Origin of the sequence: Flavobacterium sp. Arc3 (genome assembly GCF_041431375.1) — a bacterium.
Lineage (GTDB): Bacteria > Bacteroidota > Bacteroidia > Flavobacteriales > Flavobacteriaceae > Flavobacterium.
Genome location: NZ_JASMRI010000031.1, coordinates 24,968 through 44,836, shown reverse-complemented (window position 1 = coordinate 44,836; position 19,869 = coordinate 24,968). Strand labels below are relative to the sequence as shown.

Sequence of the window (19,869 nt, the reverse complement as noted above, 5' to 3'; positions counted from 1 at the left end):
TGTGGAATTCTTTCTTTTTAGGCTAACTAATATTTATGCCTAATTTTTATCGCTCCACAGGTTTTCGACTTGATCCATTTTTATCGCTCCACAGGTTTTCGACTTGATCCGTTTTCGACTTGATCCAGGAACTTATCAATATCCTAAACGTCGGGATTGACTTCGTCGTTCCCAACAAAGCTCCGCTTTGAAAACAAAATGCCGGAATTAAATAGTCAAAGCGAGCTTTACTATTTAATTCCGGCATTTTATTTATTCGTGACCACGGTGGGATTTGAACCCACACGCCCTTGCGAGCACCAGCCCCTCAAGCTGGCAAGTCTACCGTTTCTCCACGTGGCCTAAAAATAAAAAAGGTCAAGTAATAAATTACTCGACCTTTTAGTGACCCGACTGGGGCTCGAACCCAGGACCCCATCATTAAAAGTGATGTGCTCTACCAACTGAGCTATCGAGTCATTGCATTCAATTTGAAATATTAGGTGTTGATCACTTAACTTGTGACCCGACTGGGGCTCGAACCCAGGACCCCATCATTAAAAGTGATGTGCTCTACCAACTGAGCTATCGAGTCTTGTATTTCATTGCTTGAATGCGGGTGCAAATATAAGGACTTTATTTGATGTTTTCCAAAGTTTTTTGCTTTAAATTTGTCTTTTTTTATCAATAAATTTTAACGTGTTAGTTTACAAGGTTTTATTCTATGAAGAAAATTATATTATTAGGTTATATGGGTTGCGGTAAGTCGACAATCGCTAAAACACTGGCAAAAATCAATGGGCAACCATTTATCGATTTGGATTCATATATAGAGAAAAAAGCGGGTTTGTCTATAAATGCTATTTTTGAACAGTACGGAGAAATCAAATTTAGGAAGATGGAGCATGAAGCATTTGTCGAATTATTAAATGCTCCCGGGGAAATGATAATTGGTCTAGGCGGAGGAACTCCTTGCTATGCCAATAATCACGAATTGTTAAAAGGTGACGATGTACAATCTATTTATCTAAAAGCTTCTATTGGGACCTTATTTAATAGATTGGTTGCTAATAAAAGCAAAAGACCCCTTATCGCCAATAAAAATGAAGAGGAGATGAAGGAGTTTATTGCGATGCATCTTTTTGAAAGAAGCTTTTATTACAATCAGGCACAACATGTAGTTAGTGTGGATAATCGAACTATTGACGAGACAGTTTTGGATATTCTAGCCGTTTTAGCTTAGGTACGCATAACTGTTGTTTCCGTTTTCATCAAAAACTACCTGAACGTGCTCCAGCAAGGAGGTGGACAGAGAGATTCCTTTGAAATCAGCCTTTACTGGATACTTCTTGTGATTTCGATCAACAAGAACCGCTGTTTTGAATTTTTTCAAAGGAACGTCTAGAAAGTGTCTTATAGCGTAGATTAAGGTTGTACCAGAGTTTAGAACGTCATCGACAAGTATTAAACCCTTGTTTGCATACTTTTCTTTTGTTAGAGAAGTCTGAATTGGCAACTCTGGGTTGAGTTTGTTGATTTTAACTTCGCATAGCGAAACTTTTAAAGTGGAAATTTTTTGCAGTTCTTGAGCGATTTTTTCGGCAAAAACAAATCCGTTACTTGCTATTCCTGCAAGAATAACTTCCTCTTCCTCTACAAATGTCTCGTAGATCTGGTAGGCTATTCTCTTTATTTTATGTTCAATTTCTTGATTCGTTAAAATGATATTTTTGCTCATTTTTTTTAGTTTAAAGTTTAGTTTATGAAGAGTAATAGCTTTAAAACTAGTGCTCTTCCTCTTCGTCGGTTTTTATCTCGTTTCCAAACTCATCAATATCTCTTCTGTCTTTTTTGGTAGGTCTTCCAGTACCATTTTTTCGATAGTGTTCTTTTGATAGTTTTAATAGTTCGAGATGCTGATATGACTCCGCAGGAGTATCATTCCTTCTGTACATATCAACCAGTTTTGCTCCTAAACGGCTTTCTGGAATGTCTAAAACCGTAATAATTTGTGTTATTTGGTCTTTTCTGAAGGTGATTTTATCAGTAGGAAAAACCTCCTTTGATGGTTTCGCAACATGACCATTTACAGTAACATGATTTTTTTTACATGCTTCTGTTACCATATTTCTAGTCTTGTAATATCGGACACACCATAAATATTTATCTATTCTCATAAAAATTCTAAAATCAGAGTTAAATAGTTTACAAAAATCAATCAATATTGTATCTTGCGCACTTAAAAATCAGCTATAATGAACAAATTTAAGTATTATTTTATTTTATCAATTACAACCCTCTCATTATTTTCATGTTCGAAGAATGATAGTACTGAAATAACTCCTGCTAGAGAGTATTCAGTACAATATGCTAGTGATATTACTAATATTGAAGAATATTTGAATACCTATTACATTACGGTTACGAATAATCCTGGTTCTCCTGATGATCAAGATGTCGTTTTTACTAAGATTCCTGATGGCGGAAGTCAACCTTCGATTATGTCTTATAAAGACAAAGCAACCTTTCCTAAATTGTTGAGTAGAGATGTTAAACTTCATGATATTACTTATAAACTGTATTATTTAGTATTGCGAGAAGGTGTGGGAGAAAAACCTACAAATGTAGATGGAGTTTTAACCTCATATAGAGGAGATTATTTAGAAGAGACCGTAGCATCAAGTGTTACTACTTTAAGTGCAACAATGTTCGAAGAAGTGAAGTACCCACAACAAATGTTAAGTCTGTTTAGTACAATTAGAGGTTGGAAAGAAATATTTCCACAATTTAGAATGGGTAGCTATACTGCAAAAGATGATGGTACAGTATCATATAATAATTTTGGAGCGGGAATTATGTTTATTCCTTCTGGATTAGCATATTTTAACTCTGTGAGTGGTATTCCTGCTTATTCGCCTTTAATTTTTAGCTTTAAATTATATGCATTAGAAAGATTGGATCAAGAATATAAATTGGTTAACGGTGTTGCTGTAGCTGATCCAGATGGTATCAAGTCTTACTTAGAAGATTTAGACGGAGATGGTTATATGTGGACTACAAGCGAGTTACCGACCAATGCAGTAAATCCTGATGATACAGACGGCGACGGTATCCCAAACTTTCTAGATGTTGATGACGATGGTGACGGTTACGGTACAAAAATTGAAATTACAAATAATGGTGTCGTTTATCCTTTTGCTTCTATCCCTAGTTGTGATGGTAACACTACTAATCCAGCAAGAATCAAAAAATATTTAGATAAAAGCTGTCATTAATTAAGTATAGACTGAAAACAAAAAAATCCCATTCGCTAAGCGAATGGGATTTTTTTTTGGATATATGTTTGGGAATTATTTTCTTTTAATAACTCTTTCTACAGCTTCAACAATTGCTTGATTGTTTAATTTGTATTTTTCCATTAATTGTTCAGGTGTTCCAGATTCTCCAAAGCTATCGTTAACTGCAACAAACTCTTGTGGAGCAGGCTGGTTCAATGCTAGTACTCTTGAGATACTTTCTCCAAGTCCTCCAAGTATGTTGTGCTCTTCGGCAGTAACGATACATTTTGTTTTAGCCAAAGATTTTAGAATAGCTTCTTCGTCTAATGGTTTGATAGTATGTATGTTAATTACTTCTGCAGAGATTCCTTTTGCTTCTAATGCTTCAGCAGCAACAAGTGCTTCCCAAACTAAGTGTCCAGTAGCTACAATTGTTACATCAGTTCCTTCGCTTAGTAGGATTGCTTTCCCTATTACAAATGGTTCGTCAGCTGGCATAAAGTTAGGTACAACAGGACGTCCAAAACGCAAATAAGCTGGGCCGTGAAGGTCAGCAAGCGCTAAAGTAGCTGCTTTTGTTTGGTTGTAATCACAAGTATTGATTACAGTCATTCCTGGTAACATTTTCATTAAACCAATATCTTCAAGAATTTGGTGTGTTGCACCATCTTCGCCTAATGTCAAACCAGCGTGTGAAGCACAGATTTTTACATTTTTCTCAGAGTAAGCAACTGATTGACGAATTTGGTCATATACTCTTCCTGTAGAAAAGTTAGCAAATGTTCCTGTAAAAGGAATTTTACCTCCAATAGTTAATCCGGCTGCAATACCAATCATGTTTGCTTCAGCAATTCCGATTTGGAAAAAACGCTCTGGATAATTTTTCTTGAAATCATCAAATTTTAATGATCCAATTAAATCAGCACAAAGGGCAACCACATTTTCATTTTTTTGACCTAATTCAGTCATTCCCGCTCCAAAACCTGAACGAGTATCTTTACTTCCTGTATTTGTATATTTTTTCATTTTATGCTGAATTTATTTCAGTATCTTTTTACTTATTAGTAATCACCTAAGGTTTCTGGATTTTGAGCAAATGCAGTTTGTAGTTGTGCATCATTAGGTGCTTTCCCGTGCCATGCATGAGTATGCATCATAAAGTCAACTCCGTTACCCATTTCAGTATGCAATAATACACAAACTGGCTTTCCTTTTCCTGTTCTTGATTTAGCATCTGTCATACCTGCAATAATAGCTTCGATGTCATTTCCTTTTACTATGTCAATCACTACCCAATCAAAAGCTTCAAATTTAGCGCGGATACTTCCCATTGCTAGAACTTCATCAGTAGTTCCGTCAATTTGTTTTCCGTTAAGGTCAATAGTAGCAATAAGGTTATCTACTTTTTTAGCAGATGCATACATGATTGCTTCCCAGTTTTGACCTTCTTGCAATTCACCATCACCATGTAAAGTGTAGATTAAATGGTTGTCATTGTTTAGTTTTTTTGCTTGTGCAGCTCCAATCCCTACAGATAAACCTTGTCCAAGTGAACCAGATGCGATTCTAACTCCAGGTAAACCATCGTGAGTAGTTGGGTGTCCTTGTAGTCTTGAGTTAATTAGACGGAAAGTAGCTAATTCCGAAACTGGAAAATAACCGCTTCTTGCCAAAACGCTGTAAAAAACTGGAGAGATATGACCGTTTGAAAGGAAGAAAAGATCTTCTCCTATTCCGTCCATATCAAAACCTTCTTTGCGTTCCATTAGGTTTTGGTATAAAGTTACCAGAAATTCAGTACAGCCAAGAGATCCTCCTGGGTGACCAGAGTTTACGGCATGTACCATTCGAAGAATGTCTCTTCTGACTTGGATAGTTAAATCGCTTAATTGTTGTGTGTTAGGCTTCATTTTGTGTGTAAAAGTTAAACTGAGCCAAAGGTAATTTTTATTTTGCCGTAAGACAAATGATTTTTGATTTTGTTAGAGCTCTTTGTAATACAATTGGCAGCAATTTAAGGTCGCAACGTTCTTTTTTGTGAATTTAGTTTTTACTATTTATTCCTTTTTAACAGTTGGTTTTTTAAATTGATGCTGTAATTATTACCTTGCGGATATGTATGAACAATTAGCAAAAAGTATTGGTGATAAAGTGACACTGACCGCAGCAGAGTTTGATTTGTGTAAGACTTTTTTTATTCCAAAAAAAATAAGAAAAAAACAAACTTTACTGTTAGAAGGGGATGTGTGTACCTACAATGCTTTTATTGAAAAAGGAATTTTACGTTCGTATACTACTGATGCAAAAGGACATGAACACATCGTGCAGTTTGCTTTTGAAGGCTGGTGGATTACAGATTTATCGAGCTTTTTAATGGGAGGACATTCAACCTATACGATAGAAGCTATCGAAGATTCAGAACTGTTGTTGTTAACTGCGACTGCAAGACAGGAATTAATGGATGCGCTACCGGCATTTGAACGCTACCAAAGACTTTTATTGCAAAACGCCTATATTGCTTTGCAGGGAAGAGTAAACTCTGCCTTAACTGCAACTGCCGAAGAAAAATACACTAAACTCACCATTGCACACCCTAATATTATAGCGCGCGTACCCCAACATATGATTGCTTCCTACCTTGGTCTCACCCCAGAAACACTAAGCCGAGTGCGAAAACAAATTACTCTTCGAAAATAAAATTGATTTAGATCAATGGCATTTCTTGTTCTACCTCAATGGAACCAAGCAGTCTCTTACTGTAATTTTGCAACAGTAAAAACAAGAAGGATGCAAAACATAAGAACTATCGCCGTTATTGGTGCTGCTGAGAAAAGAAATTTTTCGCTACTTAAAGAGTTGTCGGAACAGTATCAGCTTTTATTATTTGATAAAAATCAACAAGCACTTTCAGATCTTCATGAAAGCCTATTGGTACAAAATCGCCACGCTTATATTGAGAAAATGGATTGTGCTGTAAATGCCAGTTGGGAAGCAGATCTTATTATTCTTTCTGGTTTTTGTATCCACGACCATGCTGTTGTTGAAAAAATAAAAGAAGTCGCTACTGCAAAAATCATCATTGTTATAGAAAATGAAGATGAGTTTACGACCTCAATAAAAAACCAATTAAACTTTGATTTGATTTTTCCTCATTCTAAAATAGTAGAAATCATCAATATCTCTACAGATGAAGATGCAGAGAAAGAATTTCTTTTGGAAGGCCATAACTCAAAAGCTTTGGATGTCGTTTCAGGTATTTTTGAAGGATGTGGCTTTACTACTTACTTATCTCAACTAAATTAATACAATATAAATAATAACAATATGAGTAATTCCCTTTTATTACGTCCCTATAAATTTAATACAACTACTTTTAATAATCGTATGGCGATGGCGCCTATGACTAGAAGCCGTGCAGGTAATGTAGGTAATTTAGCAACACAGCAGATGGCTATTTATTACGCTGATCGTGCTGATGCAGGTTTACTAATTACTGAAGGTACTGTGGTGAGTACAAAAGCTGTGGGTTTTATCAATGTTCCTGGTATATACAGTGCCGAACAAACAGAAAGTTGGAAACAAGTGACTCAAGCGGTTCATGACAAAGGCGGAAAAATATTTGTGCAACTGTGGCATACTGGAAGATTGTCACATCCTGACTTGCATAATGGTGAGTTACCTCATGCACCTTCAGCAATTAATCCAGAGGCAAAAGCATATGTAGAAAGTGGTTTTATTGATACTGTAACTCCAAAAGAGATGACGGTAAAAGAAATTAAAGAGACTATTTTAGATTTTAAAAATAGCACAGCAAATGCGGTTGAAGCCGGTTTTGACGGAGTAGAATTACATGCGTCAAACGGATACTTGTTTCACCAATTTTTTAATGGAACATCTAACACACGTACTGATGAATACGGTGGTAGTATCGAAAATAAAGCCCGTATTTTATTCGAAACTCTAGATGCTTTAAAAGGTGTTATAGAGTATTCTAGAGTAGGTGTTCGTCTAAACCCTTCTATGCATGGAGTGCAGGGAATGACGGTTGATCAAGACACGATTCCTACCCACGAATATATTGTAAACCGCTTAAATGATTATGGATTAGCCTATGTGCATTTTTCGGAACCATTTACGGATGTAAGCGAAGTGCCTTATGCCGTGACTGAAATTGCTAAACATTTCAGACCTATATACAAAGGGTTATTAATGATTAACAAAGGGTTTACTAAAGAATCTGGAAACCAAGTAATCGAAGATGGCTATGCAGATATGGTAGCCTATGGAGTTCCATTTATTGCCAATCCTGATTTAGTTGCACGCTTCGAGAAAGACGCTCCGCTAAATGCTGCTGACCAAAGTACTTTTTATACTTTTACAGCTAAGGGATACAATGATTATCCAAAAATGGACGCTTAATCTAATTGAATAGAATTTAATTTGTGAATGGGATAGCCGTTTTTATTATTCAATGCTAATGATGCAATAGAGGTATTGTTTCAATATAAATTGTTGAACCCTAATAATTTAAAAAGCCCCTATTTGGGGCTTTTTATATGCATATATTTTATATGCTGTAATTTTAGTTGGCCTCTCACGATTGTTTTTTTCGGGAGTAGCCGGCTTTTTTCATGCAGCTAATTTATTTTGCTGTTATTTCTTCATATTCGACATCTTCAACGGCGTCGTTATTCTTTTTCTTCATGGGTACTGAGCAGCCATTAACTCCACCACAGCCAGAATTTGTAACAACTTGGTATAATAGAAAACTAGCTAAAAGTCCTGAAAGAATGCTTTGGGTTTGAAACGCTTGTACACCGATATAAACGCCAAGAGCAAGACGGACAAAACGCATAAAATGCCAATCAGTTAATAGGTTTTGTAAATTCATTATATTTTGTTTTGTAAACTACTCCAGCCTCCGCCGTTATGTACTTGCGCAAAACCACTCGATTTTAAAATACTTTTTGCCGAAGCACTTCGCATCCCTGATGCACAGCAAGTAATGATAGTAGCATCCTTTTTTAATTTTGGAATATGTCTCGAAAGATCATTCAATGGAGCATTGATTGAACCTTTGATATGTCCCTGTTTGTATTCTCCCGGACTACGAACATCTAGAATTACAGCTCCTTGTTTTACTAAATCGGCGTAATCTACTTTTGGTCCGATGCCAAATATTTTTTTTAATGTGTTTATCATCTTATTTTGTTGCTTGTGATTTATAAAAATTTACGTCTAACCAAGATCCTCCATTGTAACACTCTACTCCAAGTTGGGAAAGAAAATGTTGTGCTTGTCCGCTTCTATTTCCTGAGGCGCAACATAACACTAAAGGGGCTTTCAGTTTTTTTAATTCTTCTACTCTTTCTGGTATCTCATTAAGCGGAATGTTGATGGAATCAACTACATTACCTCCCATAAATTCACCATATGAACGAACATCTACAATAGTTCCTTCGTTTTCTTTGATTATTTTTTCTACGCTCATCTTGTTTAATTTATAAAGTTAAAATTACGCTCAAAAAGAGCACTTTTATTCAATCGTATGTATCGTGTGCTCCTACTTGATAAAACAAAAGTAACACAAAGGAAAAGGTTTGTCAGTAACTTTTGTTACACAAGCAAATATTTAACGTTCAATTGACTATCGCTAAGATCGTATTCATAAAAAAAGCCTGTACGGAACAGGCTTCTTAGATAATTCATTTAATATAATTACATCCTTGGATTGGTAAGTGCATCTGCCTTAAAAGCATTGTTGTTAATGGAAGCCATTGCAAGCTTAGTTAATCCAGCATCCGCTTTTTTCTCTTCATCAAGCGTCATAGCTAACAAATCTGCTGCTTTGTTTTCTCCCATTGTTTTTGCAAAGGCATGTAAAGTACCATAAGTTGCAATTTCATAATGTTTCACCTTTTGTTCAGAGGCAATTAAACTAGCGTCACGAACGTTACCTAAATCTGTTTTCTTAATCATCTCATCACTCTCTTTTAGAATTCCTTCCATCGCTGCACATTTTTTAGCCTCGGGTTTAATGCCGGTAACTTCAAATATTTTTTTCAATCGGGAAATGTGTTCGTTCGTTTCGGTCAAGTGTTTATTTAGAGTAGTAGCTAATTCTGGAGTTGAGGCATTTTTTGCCATTTTAGGAAGTGTTTTACTCAAAATTTTTTCTGCATAATAAATATCTTTCAATCCTACTTCAAATAAATCTCTCAATCCATGAGCTGAATTTGCTTTTACCTTTGTAGTTTCTACTTTTTTTCCTGTTGTAGTTGCCATAATAATTGATTTTAAATATTAATAATTTGCTTTTTGCTTATATTAAAATTAAAAAAAATAATTGGTAAAAAACAGTTAATAAACTAAATATCATTTAAATGGATGTTTTTAACTAAAAATAATAAGGGGTTACTTAATAATAACAATAGGGATTTTTTTAGAGGTAAATTTTAGCACTCTTTTTTGGTTACTACCAGAGTGAAAAGAGTAACAAACAGCTTGAGTTATTAAAAGGAAGGCTTTGGTTTTAAATATTGTAAAAATAATAAGCTCATTTATACCCTAATTGTTTCGGGCTAAATGAACTTATTATTAATTTAGTTTTATAAAGTGAAAATCAAGAAAAACTTAAATTGAGATGTATGATTTCATCCTTTATTTAGGCTGTCTTTCCATTTGTTCTAACAATCTTATTATTTTATCTAATTTGTCGACTTCAATGCTATTCAGTTTAGATGTCAGTGCTTCTATTTCTAGTTTGGCATCAAGATTAGTCTGATAATCTGCTTGTGCTTGAGCCCGGTCTCTTTCGTTTTGTCTGTTTTGAGACATCATGATAATCGGAGCTGCATAAGCCGCTTGTGTAGAGAACAGCAGATTAAGCAAAATAAAAGGATAGACATCCCAATGCTTCATAAAAGCAACTAAGTTTAAGGTCATCCATAGAACGACTAAAACGGTTTGTATAATTATGAATTTCCAAGACCCCATACTTTTAGCCACAGAATCGGCTAGGCGGCTCCCAAATCCTAAGTTGTCAAAATGTTTTTGGTGCCAATTTTTTTTTGCTAACATGTTATGTTCATTTGCTTAAGGGTTATTTATTTAAATTTTTTTGCCATGGAAATTTACCTTCAAGTTCGACTTGCAACGATAAACTCATGATGGTTCTGATAAATACAATTAGGCCTAAAATAGATACGGATTCGAGTGTAGGCTCTGCAACTACTGTGGCAATTATATCTGCGGCAATCAGTATTTCTAGTCCCAAAAGTATTGATTTTCCCAGAGTTTGTCTCAATTCAATAAAGGGTTCCGGTTCTTTTTTGAAAAATAATAAAAGTGATTTTCCCAGGGAATAAAGAACGCCTATAAAAATAGTAATACATCCTATGATTTCAATAGCTGCTGCGATGTAGTTTATAAATATTTTGATATTTTCCATTTTGCTTACTAATTAAATTCTGTTATCAAAAAGGTTTGAGTAATTTATCTTTGGCTAAGTACTTTCAGTATTTCCTTTTCTATGAGCAATAATTATAAGTGTTGTCATTAATAAAAGCGAAACTATTGAGGCTGCTAAAGTCCCTAAGTCTAATCCTCCTTTTGCAATTGGTTTCGTCAAAAAGTCTCCGAAGGTGGCTCCAAAAGGTCTTGTGAAAATGAAAGCAACCCAAAAGAGCAGAATATGGTTTATTTTTGTAGCATAATGTAAGGCTACCACAATCAGAATTACAGCTGCTGTAACAAGTGCTCCGTTTAAATAAGTCAGCCCAACTACATCACTTAAATAATCTCCAAAAGCAGTTCCTAAGCTGTTCGAAAAAAGGATGGCCAACCAATAATAAATTTCCTTGTCTCTGTCTATAATAGGATAGACATTTAAATTTTTGAACTTTTTATGCCAGAGTAGTAATGTTAGCGCTAAACAACAAAACAAAATCAAACTACCAACAGTATAACCTAAGTGTAAACTTCGATCAATGAAATCAGATATTTCTGTTCCCAGCGTTGTTGTCGCAATGATGACGAGCCAATAGAAAACAGGAATGTATTTTTTTGTAAACAATTGAACGGACAGGGCTACAACAAAGAAAAGTAGCGTAACAACTAAAGCAACTGTATAGCCAAGATCTAGTGTTTGAGCAATATAATCACCTAGAGTTTCGCCTAAGGTTGTTGCGATAATTTTCATTAACCAAAACAGTAGCGTGACTTGTGCTACTTTATTTATTCTTTCCATATGCTAAATAATGTTGCGCTTGAAAGCAGAGACAAAATGAATCTATTTGACAGGTAAATATATAGTAAACTTCGTTTGCTTGCACAGAGGAGTAAATAATGTTTGAGTCGTTTTATTGGTTGGAATAAGTATAGAAAACAGCTTTATTCTTTTTTCTATTAAGGTAGGAGTCGTAACATTCGTCGGTAAGGGGCAATTGATTATAATTTCTTGCAACAGATTATTTTGAATCATTTTAGTATACAACTAACTCTCTTTCTCGTGCAAAAATGGCAGTGCCAATTTGAATAGAGTAGGAGGATACAAGAACTAAAAACTCATTTACATACTTTTTTATTTTTGTGTTTGAGATTTCTAATCGAATTGATTTTACGTTTGACTATGGCGTTGCTGTACTTCTATCAATGCCGCCCGAGGATTTAACCCAATTCTATTTTCTAGTGATTGTGCTGTTTTTAGTATTCTCAACATAGGTAAAACAACTGATGGTTAAAAATACAATTCAAGAATACGTAGATAATTTTCTCGTTATTTTAATTTTCGAAAAAAGGAAAATGCGTTATAAAATTAATGATTTCCTTTTATTCTCTCCAATAGCGATTGTAGGATTTCTTGTCCTTCCTCCCAGTATTCTAATTTTGACTCTGAATTGAGATGTCCTTTCTCGCCAATATTTAAAAAAGAACTTCCCCATTTTTCCGCTAGAAATGCGGCTCTTTCTACTGAAATATAAGGATCATTAGAACTTGTAATTACAATCGAAGGATAATCTAGTTTTACTAAAGGGATTGGTGAGAAATTACGGGTTTCCTCGGGTGTATGTTCGGGACAATCTACATCTGCTGGTGCAACAAGTAGGGCTCCCACTATTTTATGTACTTTATTTTCTTTTGACCAATGACTAATCAGTGAGCAGGCAAGACTATGCGCAACAATAATAATTTCGCCTTCCGTAGATTCGATTGAAGTGTTGAGGCTCTCCAACCAATCTTTTAAAATGGGGTTGTCCCAATCATTCTGAATCACTTTTTTGGAATTTTCAAAATGCTGTAACCAATAGTTTTGCCAATGTGTCTCTCCTGAGTCTCCTAATCCGGGAACGATTAATATAGTGTGCTTCATGTTTTTCTTTTTTATTAAAGTGCAAGTTTGAATTGAAGAAAAATTATTTTCTCATTTCTGATTCACTTTGCTAATGGTGTTCGCAATAGTAACTGCGAATCTATCATTCATTTTAAATTATTACGTGCCGTTACAAAGCTAATCAATTCCACTTCCTTCTGTTATGATATTGTTTAATTTCATTGGTAGGAAAATGGCACGATAGCTTTTAGTAATAATTGCGGCTGCTTTTTCTTTAATTTATATATTTGTAAAAAAAAAACATGCGTTATAAAATTGCGATTCTAATTCTCCTTAATAGTGTTTTGTTGGGGAGTTGTGCCTCAAAAAAAATAAAAGATGCTTCTTATTTAGAAACTTCAAAAGAAAGCACAATAGCCACACCGAGATTGAATGTTTTTGTTCCCAGAAATTCAAAAGCAAAACAACTTCCCGTGCTGATATTTGTACATGGAGGTTACTGGAATAGTGGGCGAAAGGGGACGTATGATTTGTTAGGCAGGAACTTTGCACGGAAAGGAGTAGTAACTGTTATTCCAGATTATACTTTGAGTCCAGATATGGATTATGACGGGATGACCAAGCAAATTGCTTCCGTGATTCAATGGACGAAAGACAGTATCAGTAAATACAAGGGTAACCCTAACGCAGTCTTTGTAACTGGACATTCAGCAGGAGGTCATTTGGGCGCATTAGCCGTTATGAATCCGAAGTACGGAATTGATCCTAAAAGTATTTCCGGAATAATCTTGAACGATGCCGCTGGATTAGATATGAAACATTATTTAGAGGAAAATCCACCTACTATGGATCACAATTATATAGCGACATGGGGTACTTCGCCCACTAAATGGCAAGATGCCTCGCCCATTTATTTTTTGAATAAAAACACACCTCCTTTCTTAATTTATGTTGGTGATAAAACGTACACATCCATAAAAACAACCAATAAGCGTTTTATTGATGCCTTGCATACCTTTCAGCCAGGAGTTCAATCGGTACGATTGGATAAAAAACATGTTCCTATGGTTACGCAGTACTTTTATCCGTGGAGTGATCGTTTTGATGAGGTTATTGGCTTTATTAAAAGTGAGATGAAATAAATATTTTTTAATAATTAGTGAATAGTAAGGTAGGGTAAACTAGTTTGCAGTTGTCTTACTATTGAAGTTACCAATGAGATACTATTGTAATAACACTAATTTTAAAATTATGAAAACAGTTAAAGCCCTATTAATACTAATTATTTTTTCTTTCTTACCCAATGCGAATGCGCAAAAGGCTAGAGTTACTAATGATACCGAAGTAGAAACAAAACATAGTGTATCCTATTATGAACACAGAGGTTTAGAAGACGCGCTATACGAACAACAGTTTGAAGCAAAAAGCAAAACGGAAGAACGTGCTTTCTGGGAGGAACAAAAAAAGTACGAAAAGGAATTAAAGAAAAACGACAGAAGAGCGCACCGAGCTTACCTTCAAGGTAAAAAAGAAGGGTATGCAGCGCACCATGATCATTGTGATAATCATTGTCATCACAGTGACTATTGGTATCAATATGCAGGCCATTATTACTATGGATATAGTGAGCCACGTTATGAAAACAGATCCAACAGAACGAGAGTAAATACGCAAATAGGAGTGACTACTCCAAAGGTAAGATTGGGGATTTTTTAATGCAATTTGAATATTGGACTAAAAGGAATAGCAATCAATTCGATAAAAAAGACCGCTATTAAATTAATTTAAGAGCGGTCTTTTTGTAATTATTTATTAAACTATACTCCGGTAATTTTGACAAAAAAACACTTTTAATAATAGTGCATTTATTTATCAGGAATTGCCGTTTTGAGTTTTATTAAGTAGTTATTAAAAATAATAAAAGCGGAAATAAAATTTCCGCTTGGATAGTAATTAAAGATTTTCCTTAGGGTCGTCCTTTATTTCTACTTGGGTTACTGTACCATATTTTTTTGCAATGTTTTTAATCTCATCTGCTTTTCCTATCAGCACAAACTGTAGCTTGTCTTTGGGGAAATATTTAGCAATGATTTGGTTGGCTTTCGCCAAGTCTAAGTTGTCAACATTTTTTTCAAAATCGTCAATGAAACTTTTATCAAAATCATACCAGAACATTTGAGTCAATAAATAGGCTTGTTGTGAGGTCGTTTCGTATTGTGGGGGAAACTGTCCTTTGACGTAATTTTTGGCAGAGCTCAACGCTTTTTCATTAATACCATTTTCATGTAATTTAGTGAGGACTTCGAGAGCCTTATCAATGGCTGCTTCTGTAGTTTTTACGTCTGTAAAAGTGCTGATAACAAAGGAACCACCATTTTTTAATGCCTTAAATTGACTACTGGCTCCATAGGTCAAACCAGAGTTTACACGCAACTCATCATTTAACATCGATGTAAATCTCCCACCAAAAAGAGTGTTGACTACTTCAATAGCAACATAATCCGGATTGTTTCTACTTATACCGGGAGAGCCAATGAAAAATGTGGTTTCTCTAGCATCGTCCTTATTGACTAGCAATACTTTGTTTTCTTTTGGAATGCTAATTGCTTTTGATGCAGGACTTTCTTCTTCTTTTAGCGTCTTTTCCCATTTTAAGAACATAGCAGTTAATGCGGTTTTCATTTCCTTGCTAGAAAAATCACCCACTACGCTTATGGCAGCATGGTCAGGTTTGTATTTCGTTTTATAAAAAGTACTGAGATCATTTACGGTTAATTTACTTACAGTTGACGTAGTGCCCGTTATTATATTCCCATAAACGTGATCTCCGTAAAGCATTGATTCAAAGTACGATCCTATCACAGATTGCGGGCTTTCTTTTTGTTGTTCAAGCTTTACCAATAGCCTACTTTTTTCTTTTTCAAATTCAGCAGGGTCAAAAACAGGATTGAGCAATATTTCTTTAATTATAGAGAGAACCTTGTCTTTGTCCTTGGCTGCAAAATGGGAGGAAATTCCGGAGTATTCTTTTGAAGAATAGGTATTTACGGCTGCGCCAATGAAATCGAGTTCTTCATCTAACTTTGCTTTTGTGAAATTTTTAGTACCATGTTTCAAAGCTGTCGCAGTCAATGATGCAAGTCCTGCTTTGTCTTTGTCATAAATTGCACCTGCGGGGATAATGGTAGATAGACTGATTACGGGTACATCATGTTGTTCCATTAGAAAAACAGTGAGGCCATTTGGTAATTTAAATGTAGAGTAACTAGGTAATTTATAACTTTGTGCTGACAGGCTTATTTGTGTTATCACAAGCAAACAGATCATTATGACTTTTTGGTTAATACTTTCCATACGATTAGTTTTCTACATTTGTTTTTAATACTCCTACTGTTCGGTTACTTTTTGTAAAATAGGCATTGGCAACACGCTGCACATCAGCGATTTTTATTTTATTGTAATTAGCTGGAGCATCAAACATTTTTCGATAGTCACCAAAAAATACTTCATAAGTACCTATATTATTTGATTTTCCGTCTATGGTTTCTACTTGGTCGTAAAATTCCATTAGTTTTTGGTTTTTTATTTTTTGCAGTTCCGTTTCGGTAATTCCATCCTTTTTTATTTTTTCAATCTCAGCATATATTGCATTTTCCAAATCTACTTCATCCACATTTTTATTGGCTACAGCATATACATTGAAAAGACCAGGATCAAAGCTATCGCCATAATCAGTAAAAACTTGGGTAGCCAGTTGTTTTTTGTCTACAAGCGAAGCATATAATCGGGATGATTTGCCGCTTGAAAGAACTGAGCTAAGAATATTTAAAGCATAATAATCATCGTGTTTGGTTTCAGGAGTATGATAACCAATCATAAGATAGGGGGTAGCAACTTCTTTTTGAACAGTTATTCTTCGTTCTCCAGTTTGTGCAGGTTCTACAATATGAACTTTTGGAGGAGCTGGTTGAGCAGGAATTGGTTCCAGGTATTTCTCTGCTAATAGTTTTACCGCTTCAGTTTTGATCGCGCCACTTACTACAACAACGCAGTTATTTGGCGCATAATATGTTTTAAAATACCGTTCTAAGTCTTGTTGCGTCCAATTCTTCATATCATCTTCATATCCCATAACAGGCCAGTGGTAGGGGTGTTCTTGAAAAGCGGTTGCCTGAAGGGATTGCGACAACAAACGCCAAGGAGAATTTTCAAGACCAGTACGACGCTCGCTTAATACTACGTCTCTTTCACTTTCTACCATCGTAGGATCAATACTCAAACTGGATATTCGATCTCCTTCAAGATCAAATATAACCGATGCAGCAGATGTAGGAAACCAGTTCGTGTATACCGTAACATTTTCAGTAGTATAGGCATTATTTGCCCCGCCATTAAATTCCATTGTTTGGTCAAATAATTTTGGACCATATTTTTTTGCACCATTAAACATCATATGTTCAAAAAAATGGGATAGACCAGTAATTCCTTGGTATTCGTTCCGGCTTCCTACCTTGTAAAACAAATACATATTTGCATTTGGGATTGAGAAGTCTTCCACTACCAGTATTTTCATTCCATTTTTCAGGGTAAAAGTGTTTACGTCGTCTGCTTTTATTTGTGCTTGTCCTGCTAAGGAGAGCAAAAGAAAAAGCGGTAGCATTATCTTTTTCATACGGTGTAAATTAATATTTGATTAAAATTAAATTAGTTTCCTCCCTTTTTATATTGAAAATTGCGAGTTATCCTTTTAGAACAATGCTGATTTCAGTTTTCAAAATGGAATTTAATTAATAGTAATAAGTCGGCCGGTTTAATTATTTGTTACATTTATATGATGAAAAAAGTTGCTTTGTAGTAAAATTAGGATGCTAATTTACCTCATCTTTGATTAGCTTCGAATAGATTGAGTTTTAAATTATCTTCGGGATCATCATCAGGCAGTTTATTGACAGCGATGTTATTGGTATTTTCTAATGCAATTGGAGTGTCGAATACACAGCAATCAAGTAATTAACAAACAAAGAAGACTGTATTTAAGTTACCTTAAATACAGTCTTCTTTTGGAGTTTTTTTAGCAGAAAGTCGCTTTTTCCTTTTCTTAATTGTTAGACAATTCGATTTTATTCAAAGTAAAAGTCATGTTGGAAATATCGGCTGTAACCTCATTAATCCTTGAGTTTGTGAAATACAAGTAGTTGTTATAAATACTAAACGTATCAGCCCATCTAATTTCATCTCCTTCAACTAGGGTATGAATGCTGCCATCTTTTTTTCGGTACATAATTTTGTTATTTTCTAAATCAGCAAAATATAATGTGCCATTTTCGTCAAGTATCATTCCGTCTGGAGCTGAGGTTTTAGCTACTAATTTTACTGATTTTTCTATTTCTTTATTAGTTCCATTAGCTAATACCTTTGTAGGTACTGAGTATAAACTATAGCCTGTTAGTGTATGAAAGTAGAGTAGGTCATTCTTGGTGTCTAATGCAATTCCGTCAGAATTAATCGTATTCTCCCATTTTTTATTATCGAAAGTCAAATAGGATTGCTCCGCTTTTGTTGAAAAATGATTGTCTAAAACTCTAGTAGATTTTCCAGAAGTTATATCTAATACAATCAATCCGGCTCTGCCAGAATCAGTACAATAGATTTTATTGTTTTTTATATCAACGCGTAAATCGTTAATGTAAGAATTAGGATAGTAGCTGTCTTTTTGTAATAGATAGGTTTTCTCTAATTTGTTATCATCAAGATTAAATACAAAAATTCTGGGTGCGTCTAAAACGTTTCCAAATAGAGGACTACGGGTGTCTAAGACATATAGTTTATTTTCGAAAGCAACAACAGATTGTACGCCAATAAATTTTTGCTCTTCAACTGCATCACCAATTTCCCATGAATTCCATTCTTTATTCGGATAGGCATTTTGCTGATTGTCTTTAGTAATTTCAACAACCGAATTCTTAACCCCTTTTCTCCATCTAGGAAAGTTTACGAAAATTTTCCCCGTATTGCTCACAGTAACACCCGTAACTTGCTGCCCTACGAATTCAGCGACTTGTTGCACTTGTGTTGTAAGACTATCTGTATGTTGTGGGACTTCAGTTTCTGTTTTCTTGATTGTCGTCTCTTTACAGGAAATTACTACTATAAAAAGAGAGAGTAGATAAAGGCTTTTTTTCATTTTAGTTGCGTTTTTAAAGGTCAAATATAAGCTTATTAAACCTTTTTATTTCGTGTAGGCTCCAGAAGAATAAGTCAGTTCATAACTGTGCGTGTATATTTCGAAAACAATTCCAAAAGGATCTTGTACGTAACACATTTTAAAAGGCTTCTCATTTGGATAATATTCTCTAATAGGCATTCTTTGTTTACCACCGTAAGATACAATTTTTTCGATGAGGTCTTCAATATTTGGATCTTGTACACAAAAATGAAATAGCCCCGTATTGAAAGGATTGAATTCAGGCGCTTCCTTGACTCCGTGAGGGAAAGAGAATAATTCGATTCCAATGCCGTCTGAAGTTGCTAAATGTGCAATTTCAAATTCTTCCCAATCTTCGCCAAAAACGTCAATACACATTTGGCCAATAGCCGTTTCCTTTTCTTTCTTTACTGTAGATGGTTCCATAATTATGTACCAGCCCATTACTTCTGAGTAGAATTTAACAGCCTCTTTTATATTAGGAACAGTAATCCCGATATGAGAAAATGATTTTGGATAATTTGTATTAGTTGTCATATGTTATAGTATTAGATTACAAATTTAGGCTATATTTGCATAAACAGCAAGTACTAACCATAAAGTATTATAGTTACTAAAAAGAGTAAAATATGGATTATCAATGTTTTATATTTTAAAATGAGCGAAAAAAAATATTGTCCTCTGAATTATACAATGAGTTTAATAGGGACTAAATGGAAACCTTTGATTTTATTTCATTTATTGGATGGCGGTTTACGTTCTGGATTGTTACAAAAGAAAATATCCGGTATTTCAAATAAAATGTTTACCCAAACCGTAAGAGAATTAGAATCGGACGGCCTTATTTCCAGAAAAGTTTTTCCAGTAGTTCCTCCAAAAGTGGAATATAAATTGAGCGAGAGAGGACGATCCCTTGAAAATATTCTACGAAGCTTGGATACCTGGGGTATTGAAGATAATGCCAATTGATTTAGAAGTTTATTTTTAGTGATGAAATAATGTACATAGATTGCCTTATAATTCCACTTGGTACGGCTCTGTAATTACTACTTCATGTTTTACACTTCAGGAATATA

24 protein-coding genes and 3 tRNA genes are annotated in these 19,869 nt (G+C 34.7%); 8 read left to right on the top strand and 19 right to left on the bottom strand.

Annotation, left to right across the window (positions count from 1 at the left end; translation table 11 throughout):
• Positions 1-259: 259 nt before the first annotated feature.
• The 3 genes from QO200_RS17525 to QO200_RS17515 all read right to left on the bottom strand — a co-directional run bounded on the left by QO200_RS17525 (position 260) and on the right by QO200_RS17515 (position 574).
• Positions 260-342 (bottom strand) — tRNA-Leu (locus tag QO200_RS17525).
• Between the two features lie 43 nt (positions 343-385).
• A tRNA-Lys gene (locus QO200_RS17520) sits at positions 386-458 on the bottom strand.
• 43 nt (positions 459-501) lie between these two features.
• Positions 502-574: transfer RNA gene (locus QO200_RS17515), tRNA-Lys, on the bottom strand.
• A gap of 129 nt (positions 575-703) precedes the next feature.
• Between QO200_RS17515 and QO200_RS17510 the strand changes: the two genes are divergently transcribed.
• The gene (locus tag QO200_RS17510) at positions 704-1,222 is read left to right on the top strand and encodes a shikimate kinase (protein WP_371542791.1); all 519 of its coding nucleotides are present in this window, start codon (positions 704-706) and stop codon (positions 1,220-1,222) included.
• Here the strand turns inward: QO200_RS17510 and QO200_RS17505 are convergent.
• A complete protein-coding gene (locus QO200_RS17505) occupies positions 1,214-1,717 on the bottom strand; it encodes a phosphoribosyltransferase domain-containing protein (protein ID WP_371542787.1) in 504 nt (167 codons plus the stop codon). The two genes, QO200_RS17510 and QO200_RS17505, sit on opposite strands and share 9 nt — an antisense overlap.
• A gap of 46 nt (positions 1,718-1,763) precedes the next feature.
• Positions 1,764-2,156 carry an RNA-binding S4 domain-containing protein gene (locus QO200_RS17500; protein WP_371542785.1) on the bottom strand — a complete coding sequence of 131 codons (393 nt, stop codon included), beginning with the start codon at positions 2,154-2,156 and terminating at the stop codon, positions 1,764-1,766.
• A gap of 78 nt (positions 2,157-2,234) precedes the next feature.
• Here QO200_RS17500 and QO200_RS17495 point away from each other — a divergent pair, with 78 nt between their 5' ends.
• Positions 2,235-3,254: an FKBP-type peptidyl-prolyl cis-trans isomerase gene (locus QO200_RS17495; protein ID WP_371542782.1), complete on the top strand. Its 1,020-nt coding sequence runs from the start codon at positions 2,235-2,237 to the stop codon at positions 3,252-3,254.
• Between the two features lie 75 nt (positions 3,255-3,329).
• Here the strand turns inward: QO200_RS17495 and QO200_RS17490 are convergent, their stop codons facing one another.
• Positions 3,330-4,283, bottom strand: coding sequence for a transketolase family protein (locus QO200_RS17490; protein ID WP_371542779.1), 954 nt, complete (start codon positions 4,281-4,283; stop codon positions 3,330-3,332).
• 35 nt (positions 4,284-4,318) lie between these two features.
• Complete coding sequence (locus tag QO200_RS17485; RefSeq protein ID WP_371542776.1) at positions 4,319-5,167, bottom strand: transketolase; 849 nt, start codon at positions 5,165-5,167, stop codon at positions 4,319-4,321.
• A gap of 205 nt (positions 5,168-5,372) precedes the next feature.
• Here QO200_RS17485 and QO200_RS17480 point away from each other — a divergent pair, with 205 nt between their 5' ends.
• From QO200_RS17480 to QO200_RS17470, 3 genes are all read left to right on the top strand, one after another.
• The gene (locus QO200_RS17480; RefSeq protein WP_371542774.1) at positions 5,373-5,954 is read left to right on the top strand and encodes a Crp/Fnr family transcriptional regulator; all 582 of its coding nucleotides are present in this window, start codon (positions 5,373-5,375) and stop codon (positions 5,952-5,954) included.
• Between the two features lie 90 nt (positions 5,955-6,044).
• Positions 6,045-6,560 carry a hypothetical protein gene (locus QO200_RS17475; protein WP_371542771.1) on the top strand — a complete coding sequence of 172 codons (516 nt, stop codon included), beginning with the start codon at positions 6,045-6,047 and terminating at the stop codon, positions 6,558-6,560.
• 21 nt (positions 6,561-6,581) lie between these two features.
• A complete protein-coding gene (locus QO200_RS17470; RefSeq protein WP_371542768.1) occupies positions 6,582-7,676 on the top strand; it encodes an alkene reductase in 1,095 nt (364 codons plus the stop codon).
• 223 nt (positions 7,677-7,899) lie between these two features.
• Here the strand turns inward: QO200_RS17470 and QO200_RS17465 are convergent, their stop codons facing one another.
• From QO200_RS17465 to QO200_RS17430, 8 genes are all read right to left on the bottom strand, one after another.
• Positions 7,900-8,148 (bottom strand): hypothetical protein, encoded by a 249-nt coding sequence (locus tag QO200_RS17465; protein WP_371542766.1) that lies wholly within the window; start codon positions 8,146-8,148, stop codon positions 7,900-7,902.
• Positions 8,148-8,459 (bottom strand): rhodanese-like domain-containing protein, encoded by a 312-nt coding sequence (locus QO200_RS17460; protein ID WP_371542763.1) that lies wholly within the window; start codon positions 8,457-8,459, stop codon positions 8,148-8,150. Before QO200_RS17460 ends, QO200_RS17465 begins: the two co-directional genes overlap by 1 nt.
• 1 nt (position 8,460) lies before the next feature.
• Positions 8,461-8,748 (bottom strand): rhodanese-like domain-containing protein, encoded by a 288-nt coding sequence (locus QO200_RS17455; RefSeq protein ID WP_371542760.1) that lies wholly within the window; start codon positions 8,746-8,748, stop codon positions 8,461-8,463.
• 227 nt (positions 8,749-8,975) lie between these two features.
• Complete coding sequence (locus QO200_RS17450) at positions 8,976-9,542, bottom strand: ferritin-like domain-containing protein (protein ID WP_371542757.1); 567 nt, start codon at positions 9,540-9,542, stop codon at positions 8,976-8,978.
• Between the two features lie 375 nt (positions 9,543-9,917).
• Complete coding sequence (locus QO200_RS17445) at positions 9,918-10,337, bottom strand: DUF1003 domain-containing protein (RefSeq protein WP_371542754.1); 420 nt, start codon at positions 10,335-10,337, stop codon at positions 9,918-9,920.
• Between the two features lie 22 nt (positions 10,338-10,359).
• Complete coding sequence (locus tag QO200_RS17440) at positions 10,360-10,707, bottom strand: DUF1622 domain-containing protein (protein ID WP_371542751.1); 348 nt, start codon at positions 10,705-10,707, stop codon at positions 10,360-10,362.
• A 54-nt stretch (positions 10,708-10,761) separates the two neighbouring features.
• Positions 10,762-11,505: a hypothetical protein gene (locus tag QO200_RS17435; protein ID WP_371542748.1), complete on the bottom strand. Its 744-nt coding sequence runs from the start codon at positions 11,503-11,505 to the stop codon at positions 10,762-10,764.
• 567 nt (positions 11,506-12,072) lie between these two features.
• Positions 12,073-12,627 carry an RBBP9/YdeN family alpha/beta hydrolase gene (locus tag QO200_RS17430; RefSeq protein WP_371542746.1) on the bottom strand — a complete coding sequence of 185 codons (555 nt, stop codon included), beginning with the start codon at positions 12,625-12,627 and terminating at the stop codon, positions 12,073-12,075.
• Positions 12,628-12,890: 263 nt separating this feature from the next.
• Between QO200_RS17430 and QO200_RS17425 the strand changes: the two genes are divergently transcribed.
• Together QO200_RS17425 and QO200_RS17420 are read left to right on the top strand one after the other, a co-directional pair.
• Positions 12,891-13,730, top strand: coding sequence for an alpha/beta hydrolase (locus tag QO200_RS17425; RefSeq protein ID WP_371542743.1), 840 nt, complete (start codon positions 12,891-12,893; stop codon positions 13,728-13,730).
• Positions 13,731-13,839: 109 nt separating this feature from the next.
• Complete coding sequence (locus QO200_RS17420; RefSeq protein ID WP_371542740.1) at positions 13,840-14,304, top strand: hypothetical protein; 465 nt, start codon at positions 13,840-13,842, stop codon at positions 14,302-14,304.
• Positions 14,305-14,541: 237 nt separating this feature from the next.
• Here QO200_RS17420 and QO200_RS17415 read toward each other — a convergent pair whose 3' ends face one another.
• The 4 genes from QO200_RS17415 to QO200_RS17400 all read right to left on the bottom strand — a co-directional run bounded on the left by QO200_RS17415 (position 14,542) and on the right by QO200_RS17400 (position 19,330).
• Positions 14,542-15,942: a M16 family metallopeptidase gene (locus tag QO200_RS17415; RefSeq protein ID WP_371542738.1), complete on the bottom strand. Its 1,401-nt coding sequence runs from the start codon at positions 15,940-15,942 to the stop codon at positions 14,542-14,544.
• Between the two features lie 4 nt (positions 15,943-15,946).
• Positions 15,947-17,260: a M16 family metallopeptidase gene (locus QO200_RS17410; protein WP_371542736.1), complete on the bottom strand. Its 1,314-nt coding sequence runs from the start codon at positions 17,258-17,260 to the stop codon at positions 15,947-15,949.
• A gap of 426 nt (positions 17,261-17,686) precedes the next feature.
• Positions 17,687-18,772, bottom strand: coding sequence for an L-dopachrome tautomerase-related protein (locus tag QO200_RS17405; RefSeq protein WP_371542733.1), 1,086 nt, complete (start codon positions 18,770-18,772; stop codon positions 17,687-17,689).
• Between the two features lie 45 nt (positions 18,773-18,817).
• Complete coding sequence (locus QO200_RS17400; RefSeq protein ID WP_371542731.1) at positions 18,818-19,330, bottom strand: VOC family protein; 513 nt, start codon at positions 19,328-19,330, stop codon at positions 18,818-18,820.
• 120 nt (positions 19,331-19,450) lie between these two features.
• On the opposite strand from QO200_RS17400, the gene QO200_RS17395 reads away from it, so the two are divergent.
• Complete coding sequence (locus QO200_RS17395) at positions 19,451-19,762, top strand: winged helix-turn-helix transcriptional regulator (protein ID WP_371542729.1); 312 nt, start codon at positions 19,451-19,453, stop codon at positions 19,760-19,762.
• Positions 19,763-19,869 lie beyond the last annotated feature (107 nt).